This is a genomic window from Ligilactobacillus animalis (genome assembly GCF_009933595.1).
GTDB lineage: Bacteria > Bacillota > Bacilli > Lactobacillales > Lactobacillaceae > Ligilactobacillus > Ligilactobacillus animalis.
Genome location: NZ_CP047141.1, coordinates 677143 through 699189 on the forward strand (window position 1 = coordinate 677143; position 22047 = coordinate 699189).

20 protein-coding genes and 1 other annotated feature are annotated in these 22047 nt (G+C 41.6%); of the genes, 12 read left to right on the plus strand and 8 right to left on the minus strand.

Going from position 1 to position 22047, the window contains the following annotated elements; all coding sequences use genetic code 11:
* Positions 1–1614, minus strand: coding sequence for an APC family permease (locus GSR62_RS03335; RefSeq protein WP_010688685.1), 1614 nt, complete (start codon positions 1612–1614; stop codon positions 1–3).
* Positions 1615–1883: 269 nt separating this feature from the next.
* On the opposite strand from GSR62_RS03335, the gene GSR62_RS03340 reads away from it, so the two are divergent.
* The 5 genes from GSR62_RS03340 (at position 1884) to GSR62_RS03360 (ending at position 6633) form a co-directional block, all read left to right on the plus strand.
* The gene (locus tag GSR62_RS03340) at positions 1884–2285 is read left to right on the plus strand and encodes a type II toxin-antitoxin system HicB family antitoxin (protein WP_010688688.1); all 402 of its coding nucleotides are present in this window, start codon (positions 1884–1886) and stop codon (positions 2283–2285) included.
* Positions 2286–2366: 81 nt separating this feature from the next.
* Positions 2367–3206, plus strand: a complete 840-nt coding sequence (locus GSR62_RS03345) for a phosphotransferase (RefSeq protein ID WP_010688689.1) — start codon at positions 2367–2369, stop codon at positions 3204–3206.
* Positions 3207–3375: 169 nt separating this feature from the next.
* Positions 3376–4524, plus strand: coding sequence for a D-alanine--D-alanine ligase family protein (locus tag GSR62_RS03350; protein ID WP_010688690.1), 1149 nt, complete (start codon positions 3376–3378; stop codon positions 4522–4524).
* A 61-nt stretch (positions 4525–4585) separates the two neighbouring features.
* Complete coding sequence (locus GSR62_RS03355) at positions 4586–6088, plus strand: glycerophosphodiester phosphodiesterase (RefSeq protein WP_066023805.1); 1503 nt, start codon at positions 4586–4588, stop codon at positions 6086–6088.
* The gene (locus GSR62_RS03360; protein ID WP_066023806.1) at positions 6088–6633 is read left to right on the plus strand and encodes a DNA-3-methyladenine glycosylase I; all 546 of its coding nucleotides are present in this window, start codon (positions 6088–6090) and stop codon (positions 6631–6633) included. The genes GSR62_RS03355 and GSR62_RS03360 overlap by 1 nt, the downstream gene beginning before the upstream one ends.
* Before the next feature lie 50 nt (positions 6634–6683).
* Here the strand turns inward: GSR62_RS03360 and GSR62_RS03365 are convergent, their stop codons facing one another.
* The 3 genes from GSR62_RS03365 to GSR62_RS03375 form a co-directional block, all read right to left on the minus strand.
* Positions 6684–7169: a universal stress protein gene (locus GSR62_RS03365; RefSeq protein WP_010688693.1), complete on the minus strand. Its 486-nt coding sequence runs from the start codon at positions 7167–7169 to the stop codon at positions 6684–6686.
* A 69-nt stretch (positions 7170–7238) separates the two neighbouring features.
* Positions 7239–7529: a hypothetical protein gene (locus GSR62_RS03370; protein ID WP_225361411.1), complete on the minus strand. Its 291-nt coding sequence runs from the start codon at positions 7527–7529 to the stop codon at positions 7239–7241.
* 339 nt (positions 7530–7868) lie between these two features.
* Positions 7869–9137 carry a replication-associated recombination protein A gene (locus tag GSR62_RS03375; protein ID WP_066023807.1) on the minus strand — a complete coding sequence of 423 codons (1269 nt, stop codon included), beginning with the start codon at positions 9135–9137 and terminating at the stop codon, positions 7869–7871.
* Between the two features lie 133 nt (positions 9138–9270).
* On the opposite strand from GSR62_RS03375, the gene GSR62_RS03380 reads away from it, so the two are divergent.
* Complete coding sequence (locus GSR62_RS03380) at positions 9271–11277, plus strand: bifunctional glutamate--cysteine ligase/glutathione synthetase (protein ID WP_052006381.1); 2007 nt, start codon at positions 9271–9273, stop codon at positions 11275–11277.
* A gap of 50 nt (positions 11278–11327) precedes the next feature.
* Here GSR62_RS03380 and GSR62_RS03385 read toward each other — a convergent pair whose 3' ends face one another.
* Together GSR62_RS03385 and rpsD are read right to left on the minus strand one after the other, a co-directional pair.
* Positions 11328–11792 carry a YueI family protein gene (locus tag GSR62_RS03385; protein WP_035448915.1) on the minus strand — a complete coding sequence of 155 codons (465 nt, stop codon included), beginning with the start codon at positions 11790–11792 and terminating at the stop codon, positions 11328–11330.
* Between the two features lie 98 nt (positions 11793–11890).
* The gene (gene rpsD / locus GSR62_RS03390) at positions 11891–12499 is read right to left on the minus strand and encodes a 30S ribosomal protein S4 (protein WP_004049031.1); all 609 of its coding nucleotides are present in this window, start codon (positions 12497–12499) and stop codon (positions 11891–11893) included.
* A gap of 331 nt (positions 12500–12830) precedes the next feature.
* Here rpsD and GSR62_RS03395 point away from each other — a divergent pair, with 331 nt between their 5' ends.
* The gene (locus GSR62_RS03395) at positions 12831–12980 is read left to right on the plus strand and encodes a hypothetical protein (RefSeq protein WP_161517658.1); all 150 of its coding nucleotides are present in this window, start codon (positions 12831–12833) and stop codon (positions 12978–12980) included.
* The gene (locus tag GSR62_RS03400; protein WP_136344466.1) at positions 12981–13556 is read left to right on the plus strand and encodes a polysaccharide deacetylase family protein; all 576 of its coding nucleotides are present in this window, start codon (positions 12981–12983) and stop codon (positions 13554–13556) included.
* Between the two features lie 58 nt (positions 13557–13614).
* Here GSR62_RS03400 and GSR62_RS03405 read toward each other — a convergent pair whose 3' ends face one another.
* Together GSR62_RS03405 and GSR62_RS03410 are read right to left on the minus strand one after the other, a co-directional pair.
* Positions 13615–14169 carry a M15 family metallopeptidase gene (locus GSR62_RS03405; RefSeq protein ID WP_066023808.1) on the minus strand — a complete coding sequence of 185 codons (555 nt, stop codon included), beginning with the start codon at positions 14167–14169 and terminating at the stop codon, positions 13615–13617.
* 13 nt (positions 14170–14182) lie between these two features.
* Positions 14183–14626, minus strand: a complete 444-nt coding sequence (locus GSR62_RS03410) for a GAF domain-containing protein (RefSeq protein ID WP_066023809.1) — start codon at positions 14624–14626, stop codon at positions 14183–14185.
* A gap of 143 nt (positions 14627–14769) precedes the next feature.
* On the opposite strand from GSR62_RS03410, the gene ezrA reads away from it, so the two are divergent.
* The 4 genes from ezrA to GSR62_RS03430 all read left to right on the plus strand — a co-directional run bounded on the left by ezrA (position 14770) and on the right by GSR62_RS03430 (position 21963).
* Positions 14770–16482 carry a septation ring formation regulator EzrA gene (gene ezrA / locus GSR62_RS03415; protein ID WP_066023810.1) on the plus strand — a complete coding sequence of 571 codons (1713 nt, stop codon included), beginning with the start codon at positions 14770–14772 and terminating at the stop codon, positions 16480–16482.
* Positions 16483–16614: 132 nt separating this feature from the next.
* Positions 16615–17763 (plus strand): cysteine desulfurase family protein, encoded by a 1149-nt coding sequence (locus tag GSR62_RS03420; RefSeq protein WP_035448923.1) that lies wholly within the window; start codon positions 16615–16617, stop codon positions 17761–17763.
* 18 nt (positions 17764–17781) lie between these two features.
* Complete coding sequence (thiI, locus tag GSR62_RS03425; RefSeq protein ID WP_066023811.1) at positions 17782–18999, plus strand: tRNA uracil 4-sulfurtransferase ThiI; 1218 nt, start codon at positions 17782–17784, stop codon at positions 18997–18999.
* Positions 19000–19039: 40 nt separating this feature from the next.
* Positions 19040–19245 (plus strand) — a binding site (T-box leader).
* 54 nt (positions 19246–19299) lie between these two features.
* The gene (locus tag GSR62_RS03430; protein WP_066023812.1) at positions 19300–21963 is read left to right on the plus strand and encodes a valine--tRNA ligase; all 2664 of its coding nucleotides are present in this window, start codon (positions 19300–19302) and stop codon (positions 21961–21963) included.
* Positions 21964–22047 lie beyond the last annotated feature (84 nt).

Consider the following 22047-nt stretch of genomic DNA (forward strand, 5'->3'; position numbering starts at 1 on the left):
CTAGTTTTGACTAGGTTTTTTATGTGCGATCAAGACAAGTAAAGCCAGTGCTATCACGACTTCAATGATGATATAAACTAACCGCAAAGCAATCTTTGTTCCGCCGAGCCAAACATCAAAGACTACGGAGAAGACAACAAGTGCGATCATTAGATACCATTGTGACCGATCAAAAGCAGTCCCATACTTGAGCTCGCGTCGTCTGATCGAAGGTAACAAGGCGCCAAGTCCGATCAAGACCACGATCGAGACGATATTGATGACTAATTCGTACCACCATGTGTGGCTAAATTGTTCCACGTCTTGTGGAGCGACCCCAAGTAGGGTAGCCAAGGCTGTAACGAGTAACAATAAAAGTCCAACAAGATATGCCAATTTATCATTTTTGATGAAGACATATTGGGATGGATATTTGCTGGAGTTTTTGCGGATCCGCATGAAAGCGTAGAAGATCCAGCAAGTTACCCCAGGTGAGATGATCCCGTTTAAGTTCAAAAGCCAGTTGAAGACGTCGTTCATCTCAGGTAAGAATACACCCAAGAACATGATGAAGGCACATAGCGTACAGGTCAAAATGTAACCGTTGATCGGAAGCCCATCTTTGGTCGTCTTACGTAAGAATTCAGGCATGTATTTATCACCAGTATCTGAGATCAACATCCGTGTCATTGCATCCAGTAGCACCGCTAACAAAGCACACATGTAAACGACCGAAGTCCAAGCGTAGACATACATGAAGACATCGCCTAGCCCAAATTGTTCGCCCAAAGCTTGGAAAGCATAGTAGGAACCATTCATTTTAAGGTCATTTGGCAAGTGATAAGCGTTAAAGTAGATCCCCAAGGCAAAAGAACCAAAGATCGTTAGAAAGGCTGTCATAATAGCTAAGGCGATCATCGCTTTCGGGAATTCCCGCTGTGGTTTACGCATTTGTGTTACGTATGGTGCGATCAATTCGCTCCCGTTAACGGCGTAGATCAACATCCCGACAGTCGTCCAATATTTCAGATCAAAATTAGGAATGATCGTATGTACATTCATCGGTTGTGTTGCCATATGCCCACCATTTTTAGCTAAGCCAACAAAGGCTAAAACAACAAAGAGGATCGTCATGACAAACATCATGCCCCCACCGACAACGCTTAGAAATTCCATTGAGTTAGCTAAGCGCCGTTGAATGATGATAAAGATAATGAAAATAATAAAAGTCCAAAGAGTAAATTGTGCATTTGACATGGTGTCTTGGAATTTGTCCGAACCAGTAAACGCCCAACCAAAGCCAACGACGACTGAGTTAGCTGAGTCAACGACATAAGGCACTGAAGCAGCCCAATAAGTCCAAGCAGTAAAGTAACCAAGAAATTCACCATTAGTTCCGCGGATCCAAGAGCTAAGCCCGCCACCTTCTTTATTGAAGACCGAGCCGAGTTGTCCGACCATTAGAGAATAGGGAATAACATACAAGAAAAGCATCAAGACCCAAGATGTGATAACTGTCATACCTTGGTTTTTAAAGTTATACATAATATCATCAAATCCGATGACGGTCACAAAAGCCATCAATGTCAAGATCGGCCAACTGATATATTTTCCGTGTGTCTGTGTGTTGTCCATGAAAATAAACCTTCCTTTTTACATAAAATAATCATACCTACAAAGAATATCCTAACTAAAGATAAGTTGCAAGGGTGAATCAGGTATAAGATGTAAAAATAGGCTTAGATATAGTAATTTACAATATGTATTGCTAAGTTCTAAAATATGCTTAGAGAGGGATATCGATGCCACTTACCGGTAAAGAAATGCTGAAATTTCTTAGAAAGCATGATTTAAAGAAGTGCAGATTGGGTGTTTCTGTACATAGTAGTAAAGGAGGAAAGCCGATGTCTAAAAAGCTTATGATGGCCTATCCAGCGATTTTTAGAGCTGAAGAAAACGGGGGATACTATATTGAATTTCCCAATCTAGAAGGGGTCTATACCGGGATTTCTGAAAATGATCTTCCACTTGGCTTAGAAATGGCAAGTGAAGTTTTAGGAATAATGTTGTCTGAATTTATCCAAAATGGTGAAAAATTTAATGCGCCTTCTCCGATAAATATGATAAAGCATAAGGAATCAGAATTTGTGACGTTAGTGGCTGTTGATGTCAGCCAGTATTTTGAAAAAGATAAATTAGTTAAGAAAAAACTATCTATTCCTAAATGGGTAGATGAGCGTGGCAAAAAATTGGGTGTTAATTTCTCTGCATCATTGACGCAAGCGATCCTTGAAACTACGGAATAGTCTTTTAGCAGATTATGGACGTACCAGCAATGAATAAGTATAATAGGCGGTAGTAGTAATGAGAAAAGGGATGCGAGATTAATGTTGATCGATTTTTTAAATGAATACTATCAAGCTGATCTGGAAACGATCCATGATGTAGCGGGAAACAAGCATTTGACAGGTCACAGTGAGCGATTTGCGTGTGATCTATTCGTTAAGATCTTCAAGGACAAAGACAAGTTTTATGCAGAGCAACATGTAAATCAAGTCTATTGTCCAGATATTTACCTTGATAATGTGATCTATGAGGATAATTACGTTATCGTTTTGAAGGATCGAGTGATGAATGACGTTGAAAAAGAAGATCTAACGCCGGCTAAAGCCTATCAATTTGGCGAAAAATTAGCGCTGTTCCATGCTGGATTGACCGGAGAAGTTGCTGTGCCTGATGATAAACGTGTATTGTCACAACGTTTGGAAGAGCAGGTGGCTAAATTTGTTGGTACGGCGTATGAAACTGAAGTTAATGAGGTCTTTTCGCTCTTAGAAGAAGACTTAGCTCCAGCTGATACAGACTATGATCTATTGCCCAAAGTCGTTTTGCACGGTGATTTTAGTATCCGTAACTTGATGCTATATGGTGATCATGAAGTGTTGATCGATTTTGAACGGGCTCATATGGGAGTGGCTTACGAGGATCTGATCAAGTTTTTCTTCAATGAAGTTAAAGAACTTGATCTGCGAAATGAATTTATCGCCGGTTATCGCAGTCAAAAAGAACTTGAGATCCCGAATTATAGTCTGCAACATTGCCTTTTATTCTGGTGTGCTTTGGACATTTTGGAATTTCACTTGACCCATGAAAAGCAAAAATTTGGTCAAATGGCTCATGAAATGTTCGAAACTATCAAACAGGGCACGGCTGTCCTTGAATTGTGAGCGTATTTTACGTACTGAGTTATTTTTTTCTTAAATACATGACAAGAAAAGGCTTTTCGTGGTATCATTTTCTTAGTTATTGGAGACAAAAAGACCGCTGTTATGGCTGATTTGTGGACAATAAAAAGCCGTATAATAATATTATATATAAGAGGATGGATATACCATTATGGCAGATAAAAAATTGCACATTGCATTGCTTTTTGGCGGAAACTCATCTGAACACGATGTTTCAAAGCGTTCCGCACACACAGTTTACGACGCATTAGATAAGGACAAATATGAAGTTTCAGTCTTCATGTTCACTAAGGATGGTTTCTTACTTGGCAACGAAGACTCAATGAAGATTTTTAATGGTGCTGTGGAAGATGAAGTGGTTGCCGAAGCGATCAAAGATGTTGATTTTTCCAACCCATTAGCTAACTTACAAAATCTTTCAGAAGTTAAAGATGTTGATCTTTTCTACCCAGTTATCCACGGTAACATGGGTGAAGACGGTACTGTCCAAGGCTTGTTCCGTTTATTGAACAAACCTTATATCGGTAGTGGGATCGCTTCTTCAGGTGTTTCCTTTGATAAGGACTTGACTAAGCAACTCTTGACTTTACATGGGATCCGCAATACTAAATATGTGGTGGTCACACCAGAAACACGTGCTGATCATCCATACGAAGAATGTGCTGCCAAATTAGGTGAAACATTATTCATCAAACCAGCACGCCAAGGTTCTTCCGTTGGGATCCACAAAGTTGCTAACAAAGAAGATTTTGAAGCAGCTTTAGATGATGCTTTTCGTTATGATTACAAGGTCTTGATCGAAGAAACGATCAATAGCCCACGTGAAGTTGAATGTTCCGTATTGGGTAACCGTGAAGCTAAGGCATCTAAATTAGGTGCAGTTGTAGTTCCTGAAGGTGATGACTTCTACGATTACAACAACAAATTCGTGGATGCTTCAGGCGTGGTCTTTGAAATTCCAGTTGAATTACCAGAAGATCTAACAAAAGAGATCCAACAAATGTCCTTAGATGCTTTCCGCGTATTAGACAACCGTGGTATGGCTCGGATGGACTTCTTAGTTGATGAAAACAATGTTCCTTACTTTGGTGAAGTTAATACCTTACCAGGGTTCACCAACATTTCATTATATCCACAACTTTGGGCTGTTTCTGGTATCAACTACAAGGCCTTGATCGATGAATTGATCCGTTTAGCGATCGCTGAATTCGATGACAATGCTAAGTTACACTATGACTTCCAAGAATTAGGTTCTGAAAAGCTTGGTGCAGGTCTTTTAACAGACGAAGATAAGAAATAATCGTTATATTTGACAAGAGGATGCGGTTTTGCCGTATCCTTTTTTTGTGGGGTGAGAAATTTTGAAAAAATTGGATCAAAATTTAGTGATCCTAGGTTGTATTATTGTATTTTTGAATAGTTTGATGTTGCGCTGGCCGATCTTTGGTCTTGTGAGTCTCATACTCTTGCCACTTTTAGCGACAACTTTGACGAAACAAACCGGGAAGAACTATTTAGCCAAATTATTTTATATCGTTATTTTGTTGTTTTTATGGTTACCTTTCAGTGCACTAAGTTTTAGTTTAGAGCGCTTGAATCAAGTAGCCCTTTCGCTACCGCTCAGTGCTTGGATCTTTACCAATCGGCGGATCATACTGGGGATAGGGCTGCTGATCTTTTTAGTGCTCTATTATCTAGCTTTGCGTTCATTTTTGGGGATCATCCCGTACTTTACCACCTCAGCTTCACTTAAGGAGACACTCAAGCAGAGTTTTTCTAAGACCAAGCACCATTTTTGGCATTATGCTAAATATATTGTATTAGGTGGGGCAAGTCTTTGGGGCGTTGATCTATTAGGGCTATGGGCAACAACTTTGGTAACTACTCAAAGCGTAGCCATCATCTATGCGGTTAGTTTTTGGACGCTCAAACAGATCTTATTATTGAGCCTAGTCTTTTGGAGCATTAAAAGTGAGCTGATAAGTAGGCCAGCTGTTGCTTTACCAGCTAATTGGAAAAAGTGGGGGGCAGGAGTTTTAGTGCTTTTAGCATTGGGGATCCAGGTAAATTTGGCACATAAAGCGTTAAATGTTGATCCGGGCACACTACCTCTCGTGATCTCACACCGTGGAGTCGATGGTAAAAATGGGGTTCAAAATACGTTACCTGCCTTGGATAAGACAACGCACGCCGCCAAACCAGCTTATGTTGAATTGGATATCCAAGAGACCGCTGATCGTCGGTTTGTGGTGAGCCATGATGAAAATCTCCGTAAATTAGCGCATAAGAACTTAGTGATCGCTGATAATTCCTTAGAACAACTGACCCAAGTCAAGCTTAAAGAGAACGGACATGTGGCTTATGTGACCAGTTTTGACAGCTATTTGAAGCAAGCTCAAAAACTAAAGCAACCACTCTTAGTAGAATTAAAGATCAATCAAGGGACAGGGAAAAAATTTAGTGAGTATTTTTGTGAATTATATGGGAAAAAGCTAGCTAAAAGAGATGCTGTTCATTCGATGGACCTAGCTGCGATCAATGAATTAAAACAACGCCTTCCTAAAATGCAGGCGGGTTATATTTTGCCATTCAATCTCTTTAGTTTGGCTGAAAATAAGGCAGATTTTTATTCACTTGAATATAAGACAGCAACTAAAAACTTTATCCAAACAGCGCATGCTAACGGAAAAAAAGTCTATCTTTGGACGATCAACTCGCCTAAACAAGCTTTGATGGCTTGGGTCTTGGGGGCTGATGGTGTGATCACCGATGAACCAAGTAAGATCGAAAAAAGTTTAGCTGATCGCAGTTCAAAAACATATTTGAAAGCCAATCTAAAATTATATCTAAAGGGGATGATCTAATGCCACGCTGTGATTGGGCGGATAGTGACCCCAAAATGCAAGCTTATCATGATAAAGAATGGGGTCGTCCCGAATATGATGAGCAAAAATTATTTGAATTGATGAGTTTAGAGTTGATGCAAGCCGGACTGAGTTGGCAAACTGTCTTGAACAAACGGTCTGCTTTGCGAGAAGTCTTTTATGATTTTGATATCCAAAAGGTCAGTCAGATGGATCAAACCGATGTCACACGCTTACTGCAAGATGAACGCATCATTCGTAATCGTTTGAAGCTAGAAGCGATCATCAATAATGCCAAAGTCGTCTGTCAGTTAGAACAAGCAGGCTCGAGTTTAGATGAGCTATTGTGGCAGACAGTTGACTATGAGCCATGTATCAACTACTTTACCAAACCAGAACAGGTTCCTGCTAAGACGGAAACTTCGCTTGAGTTAGCTAAAAAATTAAAAAGGCAGGGGTTTAGATTTTTAGGACCAACGACAGTCTATTCACTGATGCAAGCAGCAGGGTTGGTCAATGATCATTTGGTTGGTTGCCAGGCATAAAGAAAAAAGCTTCGTTGTCCCAGGTTTGGGATAACGAAGCTTAAATATTATTATTTCTTGTCTTTTTTGTTGAGCGCAGGTTTGTTTTCTAAGTCTGTTCTGACTACTAAAACATCGCAATCAGCTGTGCGGGTCACGTATTCAGTTACCGAACCGATCAAGAGACGTTCAACGGCATTTAAACCAGTTGCCCCGATCATGATGAGATCGATATTTTTTTCTTCAGGAAGATCCTTAGCAATAACTGCCTTTGGAGCACCATACTCTACTGAATAAGAAATGTTCTTAAGACCTTGTTCTTTAGCTTGATTTGCGTAACCTTCCATTGTCTTTTTCGCAGTTTCAGTCACTTGTTCGACCATTGCTGTATCGAAACTGGAGATATTTTGGAATGCACGAGTATCAACTACATGGACCAAATACAAACTAGTATCGTCACCGTTACGCTTAGCGACCGCAACAGCTTTCTTGAACGCCAATTCAGATTCATGTGAGCCATCGACCGGCACAAGAATGTTTTTATATCTTTGTAACATCAGGATCACCCTTTCTTCTTTATCAATTCTATTTTACTTTATTTATTTGAAAAATGAAAGCAAGAACAACTACGGCATGCGTAAGTATGTCGGCATTAAGATCGACATGATAAAGACCAAGATCGCATCCAAAATGAGCATCGTGATCTGAAAGGCGAGGATGCCTAAGAAAGCAGCGATGATCGTTAAAACACCCAAGATCGTTAAGATATATGCCCATAATGTCATGGCTTTTTTTAGGGCCGGATCATCCTTTGGAGAAAAGACACCAAAGAGCGTTTTAGTGCGGTGGGTGAAGAGATAAAAGCCCATGTAAAATAAGATCAAGCCTAAAACGAGCGTTAGACCTAAAGTTAACATTTCTTTCACGTGACAAAAATTCCTTTCTCTAAATAAAGATAGCGGTCAAGATAAAATCCCAACCGCTATCCAAAGCTTTTAACTTTAGAATATCCGATAATGCCGTTAATCATCCTTGTAGTTGAACCCGCGTGTAAGCAGGAAAATGTGTATCCCTAGTCTAACTTTTGACTCCCAGTAAAGGTCTGCCAGCTATTAGACATTGCGAATAACAAAAATTAAAGTTGTTCGGTCAACCTTACATTTATAGGATAACGCGTACATCTCAGAAGTTCATTATCATAGTAGCACATTTTTTTTAGGAATGCAATGAAACCAAATGAAGCGTTATCAAAAATTTTAGCTTTTAAATTTGTTCAAACGCTCATACTGTTCTTGCAAGGCTTTCTCATAACGACTGTTTTCTTTAGGTGCATAATAGTGCTTAGTTTTAAGCTTATCAGGGAGATATTGTTGTTTTACCCAGCCGTGCGGGTGATCGTGAGGATATTTATATCCAATTCCACGACCTAATTTTTTAGCACCTTGGTAATGCGCATCCCGTAAATGATCGGGCACATCCCCGTAGTTGCCGGCTCTAACATCGGCTAAAGCGGCATCGATCGCCATGATCGCCGAGTTTGATTTAGGTGAAAGACAAAGTTCGATCACGGCTTGGGCTAGGGGGATCCTGGCTTCGGGCAATCCGATCTTTTCGGCAGCTGTGATCGCTTGGACCGCATGGGCACAGGCGTTGGGATTGGCGAGGCCAATATCTTCATAAGCGATCGTCAGTAAGCGTCGGATGACTGAAGGTAGATCGCCCGCTTCAAGGAGGCGTGCCATGTAATGCAAAGCGGCATCCGTATCTGAACCACGGATCGATTTTTGAAACGCCGAGATCACGTCATAATGGGCATCGCCATCTTTATCTTGCACCAAGACTTTCCGTTGGACGCATTCTTCGATCGTTGGTAGATCGATCGTGAGCACTCCCGAATCATCGGGCTCTGTTGACATTACCGCCAATTCCAGCCCATTTAACGCACTGCGCAGATCACCATGGGTAACACGGGTCAAATGCAGGCGGGCTTCGCCGGTCAGCACGACATTTTGCTCGCCCAGCCCATTTTCTTTATCGGTGAGGGCCCGGTCGATTGCTTGGCCAATATCAGCTTCGGTCAAGGGTTTGACTTCAAAGATCTGAGTGCGACTGCGGATCGCCGGGTTGATCGTGATATAGGGATTTTCGGTCGTGGCGCCGATCAAGATGATACTGCCTTTTTCCAAATGGGGTAAGAGGAAATCTTGTTTTGGTTTAGTTAAGCGGTGGATCTCATCGAGTAGTAAGATCACAGTCCCACTGATCTTGGCTTCTTCAGCAACCATTTCGAGTTCTTTTTTCGAGTCGGTAGCGGCATTTAGCATGCGAAATGCGTATTTAGTCGAACCGGCGATCGCGCTAGCAATACTAGTTTTGCCGGTCCCTGGTGGTCCATATAAGATCATCGAAGACAATAATTTAGCTGAGACCATCCGAGCTAAGATCTTCCCGGGGGCGACAAGGTGTTGTTGTCCCACGATATCTTCGAGTTTTTTCGGACGCATCCGATAGGCTAATGGTTTCAAAAACACTCATCCTTTCGTTTGCTTAATAGTAGTATTATAGCAAACCGACACCAACTGACAAGCAAATAGCGATCGCAGGACGGCAAGGGATTTGTTATAATGGTAAAAATGAGAACTGTAAAGGATGAACAAGATGAAATTTGATGAAATTGGTGATCAAATTATTGATTCAGATCTGACAGAAGCGTTGCATGCTTTCACATTTCAAGTGATCCGGCGCTGGCAGATCTTAGATAGACAAAAAAATTTAAATACGCAAGCACTGCCCTTAGTTGGAACTAAAAATGAATATGTCACCGTCCAAGAGGCACAGTTGACACTAAAAACAAAAGCCAATCTTTCGTTAGAGAGTGCTTTGACCGACATGGAATTGCAAGGCCAAGCTTTACGCAAACGGTTAGGTAGCCAAGTCGTATTGTGGCCATTTTCGGAAAAACTACATGCAAGTTTAGCTAAGGGTGTCGGAAGCAAGATCCGCTTAGCTTTGCCCGAACAGCTATTCACTGAACTCTATGCCGCTAAATTCAGTAAATCAAAGATCTCGTATGTGACTTTTAGAAATCAAGTCTACCACAAATTATTGGAAGAATTTAGCCTAAAAAAAGCATTTTTGATCTATTTATTTGGCGCGACTCCTTATGCCTGGGGGACAAAAGCAAGTGAGAGCCAAGTATCACCTAAGCGCAGTGTAGCTGCTCAAGCTAAGCTAGCTGATACTGGGATCAAACTCAGTGGGACTTATCAAGAACCAAGTGAGATGCAAACTAAAGGTGTTCACTATATGGAATTTGACCTCTTAGACTTTGATCCATTCCACGAAAATGGTGTTACTGCCCACCAGTTGCGCTTACTTGAAGTGATGGCAGGTTATTTCTTATTGAATGAAAGCACGACGACACCAAGTGATCTTCAAGCTGCTGAAAGTTTAGCTAAGGAAGTGGCGCGTGAGAATCCATTTGCCAAGAGCCAGATCTTCGTCCAAGCTAATACTTTCTTGAAACAATTAGACCGATTTGCGCAAAAATTTGGTTATGCTAAGTGGCAAGGGACCTTTGATGTTTTAAAGAAACGTCTAGAAACGCCGGCTGAGACTCCAAGTGCGCGTTTGTTAAGAACACAGGGCAAACACGAAACGTTAGCTGACTATGGTGTCTTTTTAGCGCAAAATTACCAAGAAGCCGCCTTATTAAAAGAACCAAGTCGAGATAAAAATACGCAAACGATCTTGGATGAAGCGATCATTTCAGGGCTTAGTTACCAAGAAGTGATGCCAAGTCAAGGAATCATCGAGGTAAATGGCAAAATGCTCAAACGTGGGATCCAGACGACAAGAGAAAGTGCGATCATGACTGAACTCTGGCAACAAAAGCAGTTGGCTAAGCAATATCTCAGTGGACAGGCAGTCAATACGTCACAAGCTTGGATCGTCAATAACCGCCAAGAACTCAAGCAACTGTATCCAACGCTGAAGGGGAAAGCTGTGATCGTCAAAAATGCGGTCGGAGATTCCAAAGCGCAGACACAGTTGTTTAGGTTACCGCCAACCCAAGCGGAATTGACCCGTGCTTTTGAAGAGCAAGCCAAAGAGACCACACAAGTTATGATCGAGCAAGTTGTTCAAGGTTCAGTCTACCGTGCCTTAGTCGTCAATGATGAGATCATAAGTTTAGTTGAGCGCATTCCAGCTAATGTCGTTGGGGATGGACGTTCAACTTTAAAGGAATTGATCAACCGTAAAAATGCGCGGGCCCGAGCTGAATTTGAGACGATCACGCTAGGTGAGGTCGAACGTGAGACCTTAAAAGCACAAGGATTGAAACTAGAAAGTGTCATTCCACGTGGGATCCAAGTCCTCTTGCGTTATGATGCGACGTTTAATACTGGTTTGCAGGCTTATGAGGTCTTAGATGAAGTCGATAGTTCATATTTGACTGAGATCAAGCGTTTAGCTGAGGCTTTGCAACTCCACGATGGGGCTTTAGACATCATCATTCCAAACATCTATCAACCATACACGGAACAAGCGCAATTGACCTTCTTAAATGCGCATGCTTATCCGGCATTAGCTTTGAATGAATATGTCTTATTACAGACAGAAAAACAACCGATCGCACAAAAAGTGATCGCCCAATTTAAATAGCCAAAAGAGGCTGTGACAACATAATGTTTTGTCACAGCCTCTTTTGTTGTTTATTCAAATAATTTATGCAGACGTTCAAGTGGGGATTTTTTATGTTCGGGCTTTTCTTCTGCTTTCGTTGTTTTAGGGTAACGCTTGGCGACGTCAACTTCTTCAACATGTAGTGCAGTGTTTTTATCACAGACAACGACCGCTAGATCTTTTGGTCCATGATGCAACGTTTGATCAGTGTTACATGTGAAGGTAACATTTGCTTCTTGGGCGAGCTGCATCAACTCACTTAGAAGTGGATTTTCTACTTGACCATTGATGATGACGTGTAGTTCGGGATGGAGGGTCAATTCCTGCTTGAGATCAGCGAGATATTCGGGATCTTTGATCTGTTCAAAGGTCAAAGTTAGTTCGACCCGTTCACGGAAGGTCCCAAGATATTTGCGCTTTTCATCAGGTTTGAGTTGGGGTGTACCATACATCCCTTTATTCATGTGATTTTGCAGTTCATCTGATCCACTCATCTTTTAACCACCTTTCTATGATAAAGTATAGCAGATTTTTAAGTAAAATAAAAAGAGCCCAGTCAAAACTGAGCTCTGAAATAATATCAAAATTGATATTAAAGTTTGTTGTAGTATTCAACAACGAGTGATTCGTCGATGTTTGCATCGAGTTCGTCACGTTCTGGTAAACGAACTAATGAACCTTCCATTGTGTTTTCGTCAAAGGAAACAAATGGTACACGACCAACGATTGCTTCCAAAGCTTCTTTAACAACTTTCAAGTCTTTTGAACGTTCACGCAAGGAGATAACTTGGCCTGGTTTTACTTCGTATGAAGGGATATCCACGCGCTTGCCATCAACTGTGATGTGACCGTGGTTTACCAATTGACGAGCTTGGCGACGAGTTGTAGCCAAACCTAAACGGTAAACAACGTTATCCAAACGACGTTCCAACAATACCATGAAGTTGTCACCGTGCTTACCTTCGCGGATCTTACCAGCCTTTAAGAAAAGGTTAGCAAATTGGCGTTCAGATAAACCGTATGTCATACGAAGCTTTTGCTTTTCACGCAATTGCAAACCGTATTCAGACAACTTACGACGGTTGTTTTGACCATGTTGGCCTGGTGCGTATGGACGACGAGCTAATTCTTTACCTGTACCTGAAAGAGAGATCCCTAAACGACGGGAAACTTTCCAGGAAGGACCTGTATAACGAGACATTAAAAATTCCTCCAATATTTTGTTTGGAGTAAAATAATGTGTGAGTTTAGTATTCGTGCATTTTATTTTGCGACTTTCACCCTTGCAGCCGAAGGGGTACTTGGCGAACCAAACTGGCAATAAAATGTTGACGAGCTTACCGCTCACTGCTGCATTATTTTACACAAACGCTATTGTAGCAATTATCAAGACTAGTGTCAAGTAAAAATAAATCAGTTATTTTTATGCAAATAGAGTATAATATTAGTCGATATTATTAATATATTGGGGGATAAAAATATTTAAACGTCTTATTTTATTGAGCTTAGCACTCGTATTAGGGGGAGCATTGTTGACTCAGACCGAGTTTGCCAGCAAAAAACATACCGTTAAATGGGAGAAGGCCAGTGCGCCGGTCAATTTGCCGATCTTGATGTATCACAGTGTGGAAAATAAGCCGGGTAATGGTTTGTGTGTACCGCCTGAGCAGTTAGAGCAATAGTTGAAATATTTACATGAGCAGGACTACTATACAGTCACACCAGCTGAAGCGTATAAGATCTTGGCGCAAAATAAGGTACCCAAAAAGCACAAGAAACTGGTCATGGTGACTTTTGATGACGGGTATGAAAATAACTATACCGCGGCTTATCCACTTTTGAAGAAGTATCATATCCATGCAACGATCGGCTTGATCACAAGTAAAGTCGACACCCAAGGGATGCTGACATTAAAACAGGTCAAGGAAATGAAGAAGAGCAAGTGGGTGAGTTTTGTTAGCCATACTCAAAATCACCAAGAATTGAATCGCCTCGATGAAGCTGGCCAAAGAGAAGAGATGCAAGCTTCACGGACTTGGTTGAAACAAGATCTACATCAAAAACCAGATCTATTGGTCTATCCTGTAGGACGTTACAATGAAGTTTCACCAAAAGTAGCTAAGGAAAGTGGCTACAAGCTGGCTTTGACGACTAAGCCAGGCCTAGCTAACGCAGAACAGGGGCTTTATGAATTGCACAGACAACGAGTGGTCCCAGATATGACGCAAGAAGTTTTTGCTAAATTATTGCAACCATAAACAACAAGGGTTCGCCACATCATATCGTGGCGGACCCTTCGTTATTTTATATGATCATTTAATAGTCGTTTGGATCGGCAGTCAAGGGGCCGTATTCGTCCATTTGACTATCGCGATAATCCCACCATTCATTTTCATAACCCACGAAGCCAGCTTGCGTCATCGCATCGTTTAGGATGGTGTAGTATTTTTCTTGTTCAGCGGTCCGTTTAGCGTTACGAAAAGCCGCTGCAGAAAAGTCGTCAAAGGCAGTTTGCATCGGCATATCATTGCCTTCAAGATCGGTTAAAGTCAGATCAAAGGTCACGCCTTTTTGATGACTGAAATTTGGATCAGGTTCGGCCACAAAATTGGGGTCAGGGTAGACTTCAAAGAGTCGCTTTTGGGCTGAGACGGGGCGGTAAGCATCCCAGACTTTGAGGCGGTAACCTTGTGCTTTGACAAGTTCACTAGCTTTAGCCAACTTATGAGCTGTTCCAGTGCGAGCGATTGCCGTGGTGAAATCATAGATGACTTGCCCAGTAAAGTTATCAGGCGTAGCGTACTTTAGATCGACCAAGATCTCAGGGTCGAGTTTTTGGATATTGGTAAAACCAGTTAGATGTTTTTCCATACTTTCCTCCATTTTAGAGATGTTTACATAGCGTTTCGACAAATTCACTTAACAAAGCTTCATCTTCAGCGCTGAAACGATCTAATTCAGGCGAATCGATATCTAAAACGCCGATTTTTTTCCCGTCTTTGATCAAAGGTAAGACGATCTCTGAATTTGAAGCCGAATCACAGGCGATATGACCCGCAAATTCATGGACATTAGCGACGCGTAAAACTTTACCTGCTTGAAAGGCAGTACCACAGACACCTGCTCCGTTTTTGATATGCATGCAAGCAACTTTACCTTGGAAAGGTCCTAGATCAAGCTGGTCAGTCGTTTCATCGTAGAGATAAAAGCCGACCCAGTTGATATTTTCCAGTGTATCGTTCAACAAAGCTGAAGCGTTGGCGAGATTTGCGGTCCGGTTCGTTTCATTTTCCAATAAAGCATCGATTTGTGCACTTAAAATAGACATTTTATTTCCTCCGTGTCGATTGTAGCGTTTATAGTGTATCAATATCAGTAACTATGATATAATTAGCTTTAGATTTTATACGTAATTGCCGATTCTGGCAAGTGATAAAGTTTAAGCTAGCAATTTAAAGGATGGGACATCAGATGGTAGTAGTTTTAGTTACAATTGTATTAGTTGCAGTCGCAATCTATGCAAGCGTACTTTTCTTTCAACGTTCATTTGAAGAACGGATCACAAAAGCTAAAAGTAGCATAGAAGAGATCCTCGACTCACCGCTTGAGAAGGAACTCGAGGAAGTTAAAAAAATGACCTTATCAGGAGATAGTCTAAGTGAATTTGAAGCGGTAGAACACTCCTATTATGCTTTGGTGAACCAACAATTACCTGAGATCTCAGAGTATTTGAACAAGTTGCAAGCTGAATTAGAGCAGTACCGCTTTTGGAAGATCAACGGAGAGCTCAAGCAAAATGAAGCTCAGGTAGCTAAAGCCCAACAACAATATGAGCAATTAAAGCTTGAGTTAGCTGAGATCAAACAGACGGCTGAGATCCACAAAAAAGCGATCGGCGAACTCAAAGAAGAGTACCAAAAGATCAGAAAGACTTTATTGGCAAAGAATTTCTCTTACGGGCCAAGTATCGATGAGTTAGAAAAAGAATTAGCGACATTAGAAAAAGATTTTGACGAGTATTCTAAGGTGACTGAAGAAGGCGACTATGCCAAATCAAGTGAACTTTTAGAAAAGCTCAAGCAACAAACACGTTTATTGAAGATCGCGCTAAAGAAATTGCCACCGATCTATCGCAATTTAAAGAATATTTTCCCAGAACAGTTGCAGGAATTAAAAGCTGGCTATTCCAAATTGCAAGCTGAGAAATATGGCTTTAAAAAGGATCTAGCCAAGCACTTGGAAGCGATCGAACAAAAGTGCAAAGAAAATGAAGCTAACTTAAAACAAGCTGATGTACCTAAAGCTGAAGCCCTTGACCAACAGATCGCCGATATGATCGATGAAGCCTATGAGATCATGGAAAATGAGTATAACGCTAAGCTTAAAGTGACACGGCAAGAAAAACATCTAGCTGACTTTATCGAACATGCCAAGCATCAAGAAAAAGAATTATTGATCGAACTGGATCGCTTGAGCCAAAATTATACGCTCAACCATAATGAAATGGAAGAAGCGCATGCGTTGAATGAACAATTAAAGAAGATCGACAAGAATTTTACCGCTTATATGCAAGCTAAGCCAAAAGATGTGATCGTTTATTCCGAAGTTTTGGAACAACAAACGGCTGATCTGGAAGCTTTAAAGAAGATCGAACTCAAGCAAAAAGAGATCGGTGAAAGTGTGGCTGATCTCTTTGAAGAAGAAAAAGAAGCCCAAGCAGCGGTCCAAGGCTTTGATAACGATATCCACCGTTTGAAGCGCGAGATAGAGATCTTGAATTTACCCGGCTTGCCAAGTGATTACATTGAGTACTTCTTTAAAGTCGGACGTGAGATCGAAAGTTTGGATCAAGACTTGAATAAGATCCAGATCGATATGGAACAGATCGCGCGTGATCTGATCAATACGCAATCAGATCTTGATGTTTTGGCACAAAAGACCCAAGAGATCATCGATAGTTCAACTTTGACCGAAGCGATGTTACAATATTCCAACCGCTATCGGACACGATATCCAGAAGTTGCATCTGCCTATGCCCATGCAGTCGAGCTTTTCAACAAGAATTATGACTATATGGGAGCTTTAGATGTGATCTCTGAGGCACTTGAGACAGTTGAACCGGGATGTTATAAACGGATTGAAAATGACTATAAGGCGGGAAATAATCGCCGCGAAGTCATCTAAATATTTACTAAGGACTAAAGCTAAGTTGCACAACTAAGCTTTAGTCCTTATAATTTGTAATGGCAAATTAATTTGTACTTTTTGTGATTATAAATTACAATAAGTAAGTTAAATTATTAAAGAGGGGTCAGCATGATATATTTTGATAACAGTGCAACGACAAAAGTTCACCCAGAAGTTTTAACGACCTATACAAAAGTCAGCGAAGCGATCTGGGGCAATCCTTCCTCGTTACACAAGATGGGTGAAAATGCCTATAATCTACTTGAACAATCTCGGGCGCAGATCGCAGAACTCCTTGGATGTCAAAAAGAAGAGATCTTTTTTACTAGTGGGGGCACAGAAGGCGACAACTGGGCGATCAAAGGCACAGCGCTCGAAAAAGGGATCTATGGTAAACATTTGATCACGACACAAGTTGAACATCCAGCGGTGCTCAATTCGATGAAGCAACTTGAAAAGTTAGGCTTTGAAGTCACATATCTACCAGTTGATGAAAATGGCAGAGTATCGGTTGAAGAGCTAAAACAAGCTTTACGTAAGGATACGATCTTAGTATCAGTTATGGCGGTCAACAACGAAGTCGGCACGATCCAACCGATAAAAGAGATCGCTCAAGTCTTGGCTGATCATCCTAAAGTTCATTTTCATGTCGATGCAGTTCAAGCGGTAGGTAAAGGTTTAACGGATCTGATCATGGATGAAAGAGTCGATCTAGTGACTTTTTCAGGGCATAAATTCCACGCTCCACGTGGCGTTGGTTTCTTGTATAAGAAATCCGGACGAAAATTAGCGCCACTTTTATCTGGTGGTGGCCAAGAGAAGAATTTACGCAGTAGTACAGAGAATCTTCCGGCGATCGCTGCAATGGCTAAAGCCTTACGCTTATTGCTGGAAAATGAAACAAAAAATGTCGCCCATGAGCAGGCGATCCGGCAAAAGATCTTTGAGCATTTACAAGCGTTTGATAAAGTAACGCTCTTTTCACAGCTAGATGATAAGTTTGCGCCACATATCTTATGCTTTGCGATCGCAGGCGTACGTGGCGAAACGATCGTCCATGCGTTTGAAGATCAAGGCGTCTTTATCTCAACGACGAGTGCTTGTTCATCTAAAAAAGGCCAAGTTTCATCGACCTTACACGCAATGCAAGTCGATGATAAGATCGCCACATCGGCTGTCCGTGTCAGTCTAGATGAAAATAATACGCTGTCTGAAGCAGATAAATTTAATCAGATCTTCGATGATATCTATCAAAAATTTTTAAAGATCAATTCGTAAAAACAGAAAGGAAGCAAGATGCAATATACAGAAATTATGGTTCGTTATGGCGAACTTTCAACTAAGGGTAAAAACCGACGTAACTTTATCGATCGCTTAGGTTTCAATGTTCGACAAGCAATGCATGATTTTCCAAAATTAGTGGTCAAAGCTCATCGTGATCGGATGCACATCCAATTAAACGGTGAAGACTCGACTAAAGTCATGGAACGTTTGAAACAAGTTTTTGGGATCCAAAACTTCTCACCTTCGATCCGGGTCGCTCGTGATGTCGAAGAAGTTAAAAAGGTCGCAACACAAATGGTGGCTGAACAGTTCCACGAAGGTATGACGTTTAAGATCAACACGCGTCGCTCTGATCATAACTTCCAATATGATACCAACGAATTAAATGATATGTTGGGGGGCCACATCTTAAAGACGGTCCCAGGGATCAAAGTCAAGATGAAAGAGCCGGACATGATCTTACGCGTTGAAGTTCGAGTTAACGGGATCTATCTTTCTTCTGAAACGATCGATGGTGCCGGTGGTCTGCCGGTCGGGACAGCAGGTAAAGCGATGTTGATGCTTTCTGGTGGGATCGACTCACCAGTTGCTGGTTATTTAGCGATGAAACGTGGGGTGGATATCGAAATGGTCCACTTCTTTAGCCCACCATACACCAGTGAACAAGCTTTGAATAAGGCTAAGGAATTGACGGCTAAGTTGACTCCATATGTTGGTCGGATCCAATTTATCGCTGTGCCATTTACTGAGATCCAAGAAACGATCAAAGAAAAAGTGCCATCTGGTTACTTGATGACGATCCAACGGCGCTTTATGTTGCGTTTAAGTGAAATGATCGCTAAAAAGCGCAATGGTCTAGCGATCTTCAACGGGGAAGCTTTAGGGCAAGTAGCTTCACAAACACTGGAAAGTATGGCTGCGATCAATGATGTAACGACGATGCCTGTTTTACGTCCAGTAGTTTCAATGGATAAAAATGAGATCATCAAGATCGCCCAAGATATCGATACATTCGATCTTTCCATCCAACCATTTGAAGATTGCTGTACGATCTTTGCACCACCAGCTCCAAAGACTAAGCCAAAGATCGATAAGGCACGTTATTACGAAGAACGCCTTGATGTTGAAGGCTTGTTAGCTCGGGCAATGGAAAATATCACGATCACAGATATCAAGATCGGTGATGAATTTATGAACGAAAAACAAGCAGATTTCGCTGAATTGCTATAAAAAGCGCTTGACGCGTGCTTGTTTCAAGGCTAAAATACATCTATAAGCTTTGAACAAGAGGTTTTGATCGCTAACTGTTTTCAGAGAGAGGCGGGTGGGTGCGACGCTTTAACAGACGATCAGATAGTAGCTTGTGAGCTGTCCTACTGAAACTAAGTAAGTAAGACCGGATATCTATTCGTTAACGCAGATCAAAGAGGGGTAAAAACCCAATTTAGGTGGTACCACGGCACTGTCGTCCTAAGCGGATGGCGGTGCCTTTTTGTTTAGAGCCGGTCAAGATAAGAAAGGAAGATAATAATGGCACGTGACATCGAAATGTCAACCAAATACGATCCTAGTCAAGTTGAACCAGGACGTTATCAAAAATGGGTCGATGCTGGGTTGTTCAAGCCAAATGGCGACAAAGAAGCTAAACCATATTCGATCGTGATCCCACCACCAAACGTAACTGGTAAGTTACACTTGGGCCATGCTTGGGATACAACGTTACAAGATATGTTGATCAGACAAAAACGGATGCAAGGTTTTGATACCTTATGGCTTCCTGGGATGGACCATGCCGGGATCGCAACACAAGCTAAAGTTGAAGCACGTTTAGCTGAAGAAGGGATCTCCCGTTACGATCTAGGACGCGAAAAGTTCATCGATAAGGTTTGGGAATGGAAAGGCGAATATGCTGATATCATTCATGCGCAATGGGCTAAATTAGGTCTTTCTTTGGATTATGATCGTGAACGTTTTACCTTGGATGAAGGCTTATCGCATGCTGTTCGCCGTGTCTTTGTAAAGTTATATGAAAAAGGCTTGATCTACCGTGGTGAATACATCATCAACTGGGATCCAAAGGCTCGGACTGCTTTATCTGATATCGAAGTTATCCACCAAGATGACGAAGGTGCCTTTTACCATGTGAAATATCCATTTGTTGATGGAACAACATTCAATGGGAAAGATTACATTGAGATCGCAACGACACGTCCTGAAACAATGATGGGTGACGTGGCTGTAGCAGTTAATCCAAAAGATGAACGCTACAAAGACTTGGTCGGTAAAGAAGTGCTCTTGCCACTCCAAGGGCGTCATATCCCGATCATCGCCGATCAATATGTTGATCCTGAATTTGGGACTGGGATGGTGAAGATTACCCCAGCACATGACCCTAATGACTTTGAAGTCGGTAACCGTCATGACTTAGAACGGATCAACACGATGAACGATGATGGTACGATGAATGAACGAGCTGGTAAATACAACGGCATGGACCGTTTTGATGCTCGTAAAGCGATCGTTAAAGACCTTGAAGATCAAGGCTACATGTTAAACATCGAAAAGATCACGCACAGTGTGGGTCACTCTGAACGGACAGGTGTGCCAGTTGAAGCTCGTCTCTCAACACAATGGTTCGTTAAGATGAAACCATTAGCTCAAGCAGCTTTGGCTAACCAAGATTCGGATGATCGGGTCGACTTTGTGCCAGAACGTTTTGAAAAGACCTTTACTCAATGGATGGAAAACGTTCATGATTGGGTCATTTCACGCCAATTATGGTGGGGCCATCAGATCCCAGCTTGGTATAACAAGCATACGGGTGAAACTTATGTTGGTGAAGAAGCTCCAGCTGATATCGAAAATTGGGAACAAGATCCTGATGTTTTAGATACTTGGTTCTCTAGTGCTTTATGGCCATTTTCAACGATGGGCTGGCCAGATACAGATGCGCCTGACTTCAAGCGTTACTTCCCAACTAATACGTTAGTCACAGGTTATGATATCATCTTCTTCTGGGTATCACGGATGATCTTCCAAAGTATCGAATTTACTGGTCGCCGTCCATTTAAGGATGTTTTGATCCACGGTTTGATCCGGGATGAACAAGGACGCAAGATGAGTAAATCACTTGGCAACGGGATCGATCCAATGGACGTGATCGACAAGTATGGTGCTGATGCTTTACGTTGGTTCTTATCCAACGGTTCAGCACCAGGCCAAGACGTTCGTTTCTCCTATACGAAGATGGATGCAGCTTGGAACTTTATCAATAAGATCTGGAATGCTAGCCGCTTTGTGATCATGAACCTCGATGAAGATACGACTGCTACTTTACCAGCTAAAGCAGAATGGCAATTAGCTGACAAGTGGATCTTGAGCCGCTTGAATGATACTGTCAAAGAAGTAACGCGTCTCTTTGATAACTATGAATTTGGTGAAGCTGGTCGTGCCCTTTACAACTTCATCTGGAACGATTTCTGTGACTGGTACATCGAAATGGCTAAGGAAAACTTGACGGGTGACGATGCTAAGGCTAAGCAAAATACGCAAAGCATTTTATGCTATGTCTTGGATCAAACATTACGTCTCTTACATCCGATCATGCCATTTGTGACCGAACAGATCTGGTTAGAAATGCCACATGAAGGCGAATCTTTGGTAACAGCTGCTTACCCAGTTGAACACCCAGAATTCGATGATCAAGCTGCCGAAGAACAAATGGATAACTTGATCGAATTGATCAAAGCTGTGCGTAACAACCGGGCTGAAGTTAATGCACCAATGTCTTCAGCGATCGATATCTTGATCAAGACGACTTCTGAAACGACTAAAGCAGTCTTTGAAAATAACCAAGAATATATCGAACGCTTCTGCCATCCAAAACATCTTGAGATCGGCTCTGACGTGACAGCTCCAGCTTTAGCAATGACTTCTGTGATCACAGGCGCTGAAGTTTACTTGCCATTAGCTGACTTGATCGATCTAAACGAAGAGATCGCACGTTTAGAAAAAGAAGCTAAGAAATTAGAATCTGAAGTAACACGTGGTGAAAAGAAACTTGGCAATGAACGCTTTGTTGCTAATGCACCAGCTGAAGTTGTTGCTAAAGAAAAAGAAAAATTAGCGGGTTACCGTGAAAAATTAAGCGCAACTAACGAACGGATCAAAGATCTAAAAGCTCAAGTTGATTAATTTTTAAACAACGCTTGCCTTTCGGGGTGAGCGTTTTTTTACGTGCTTTGTGTTATACTGGAAATAAGATATTTTTAGGTAAAT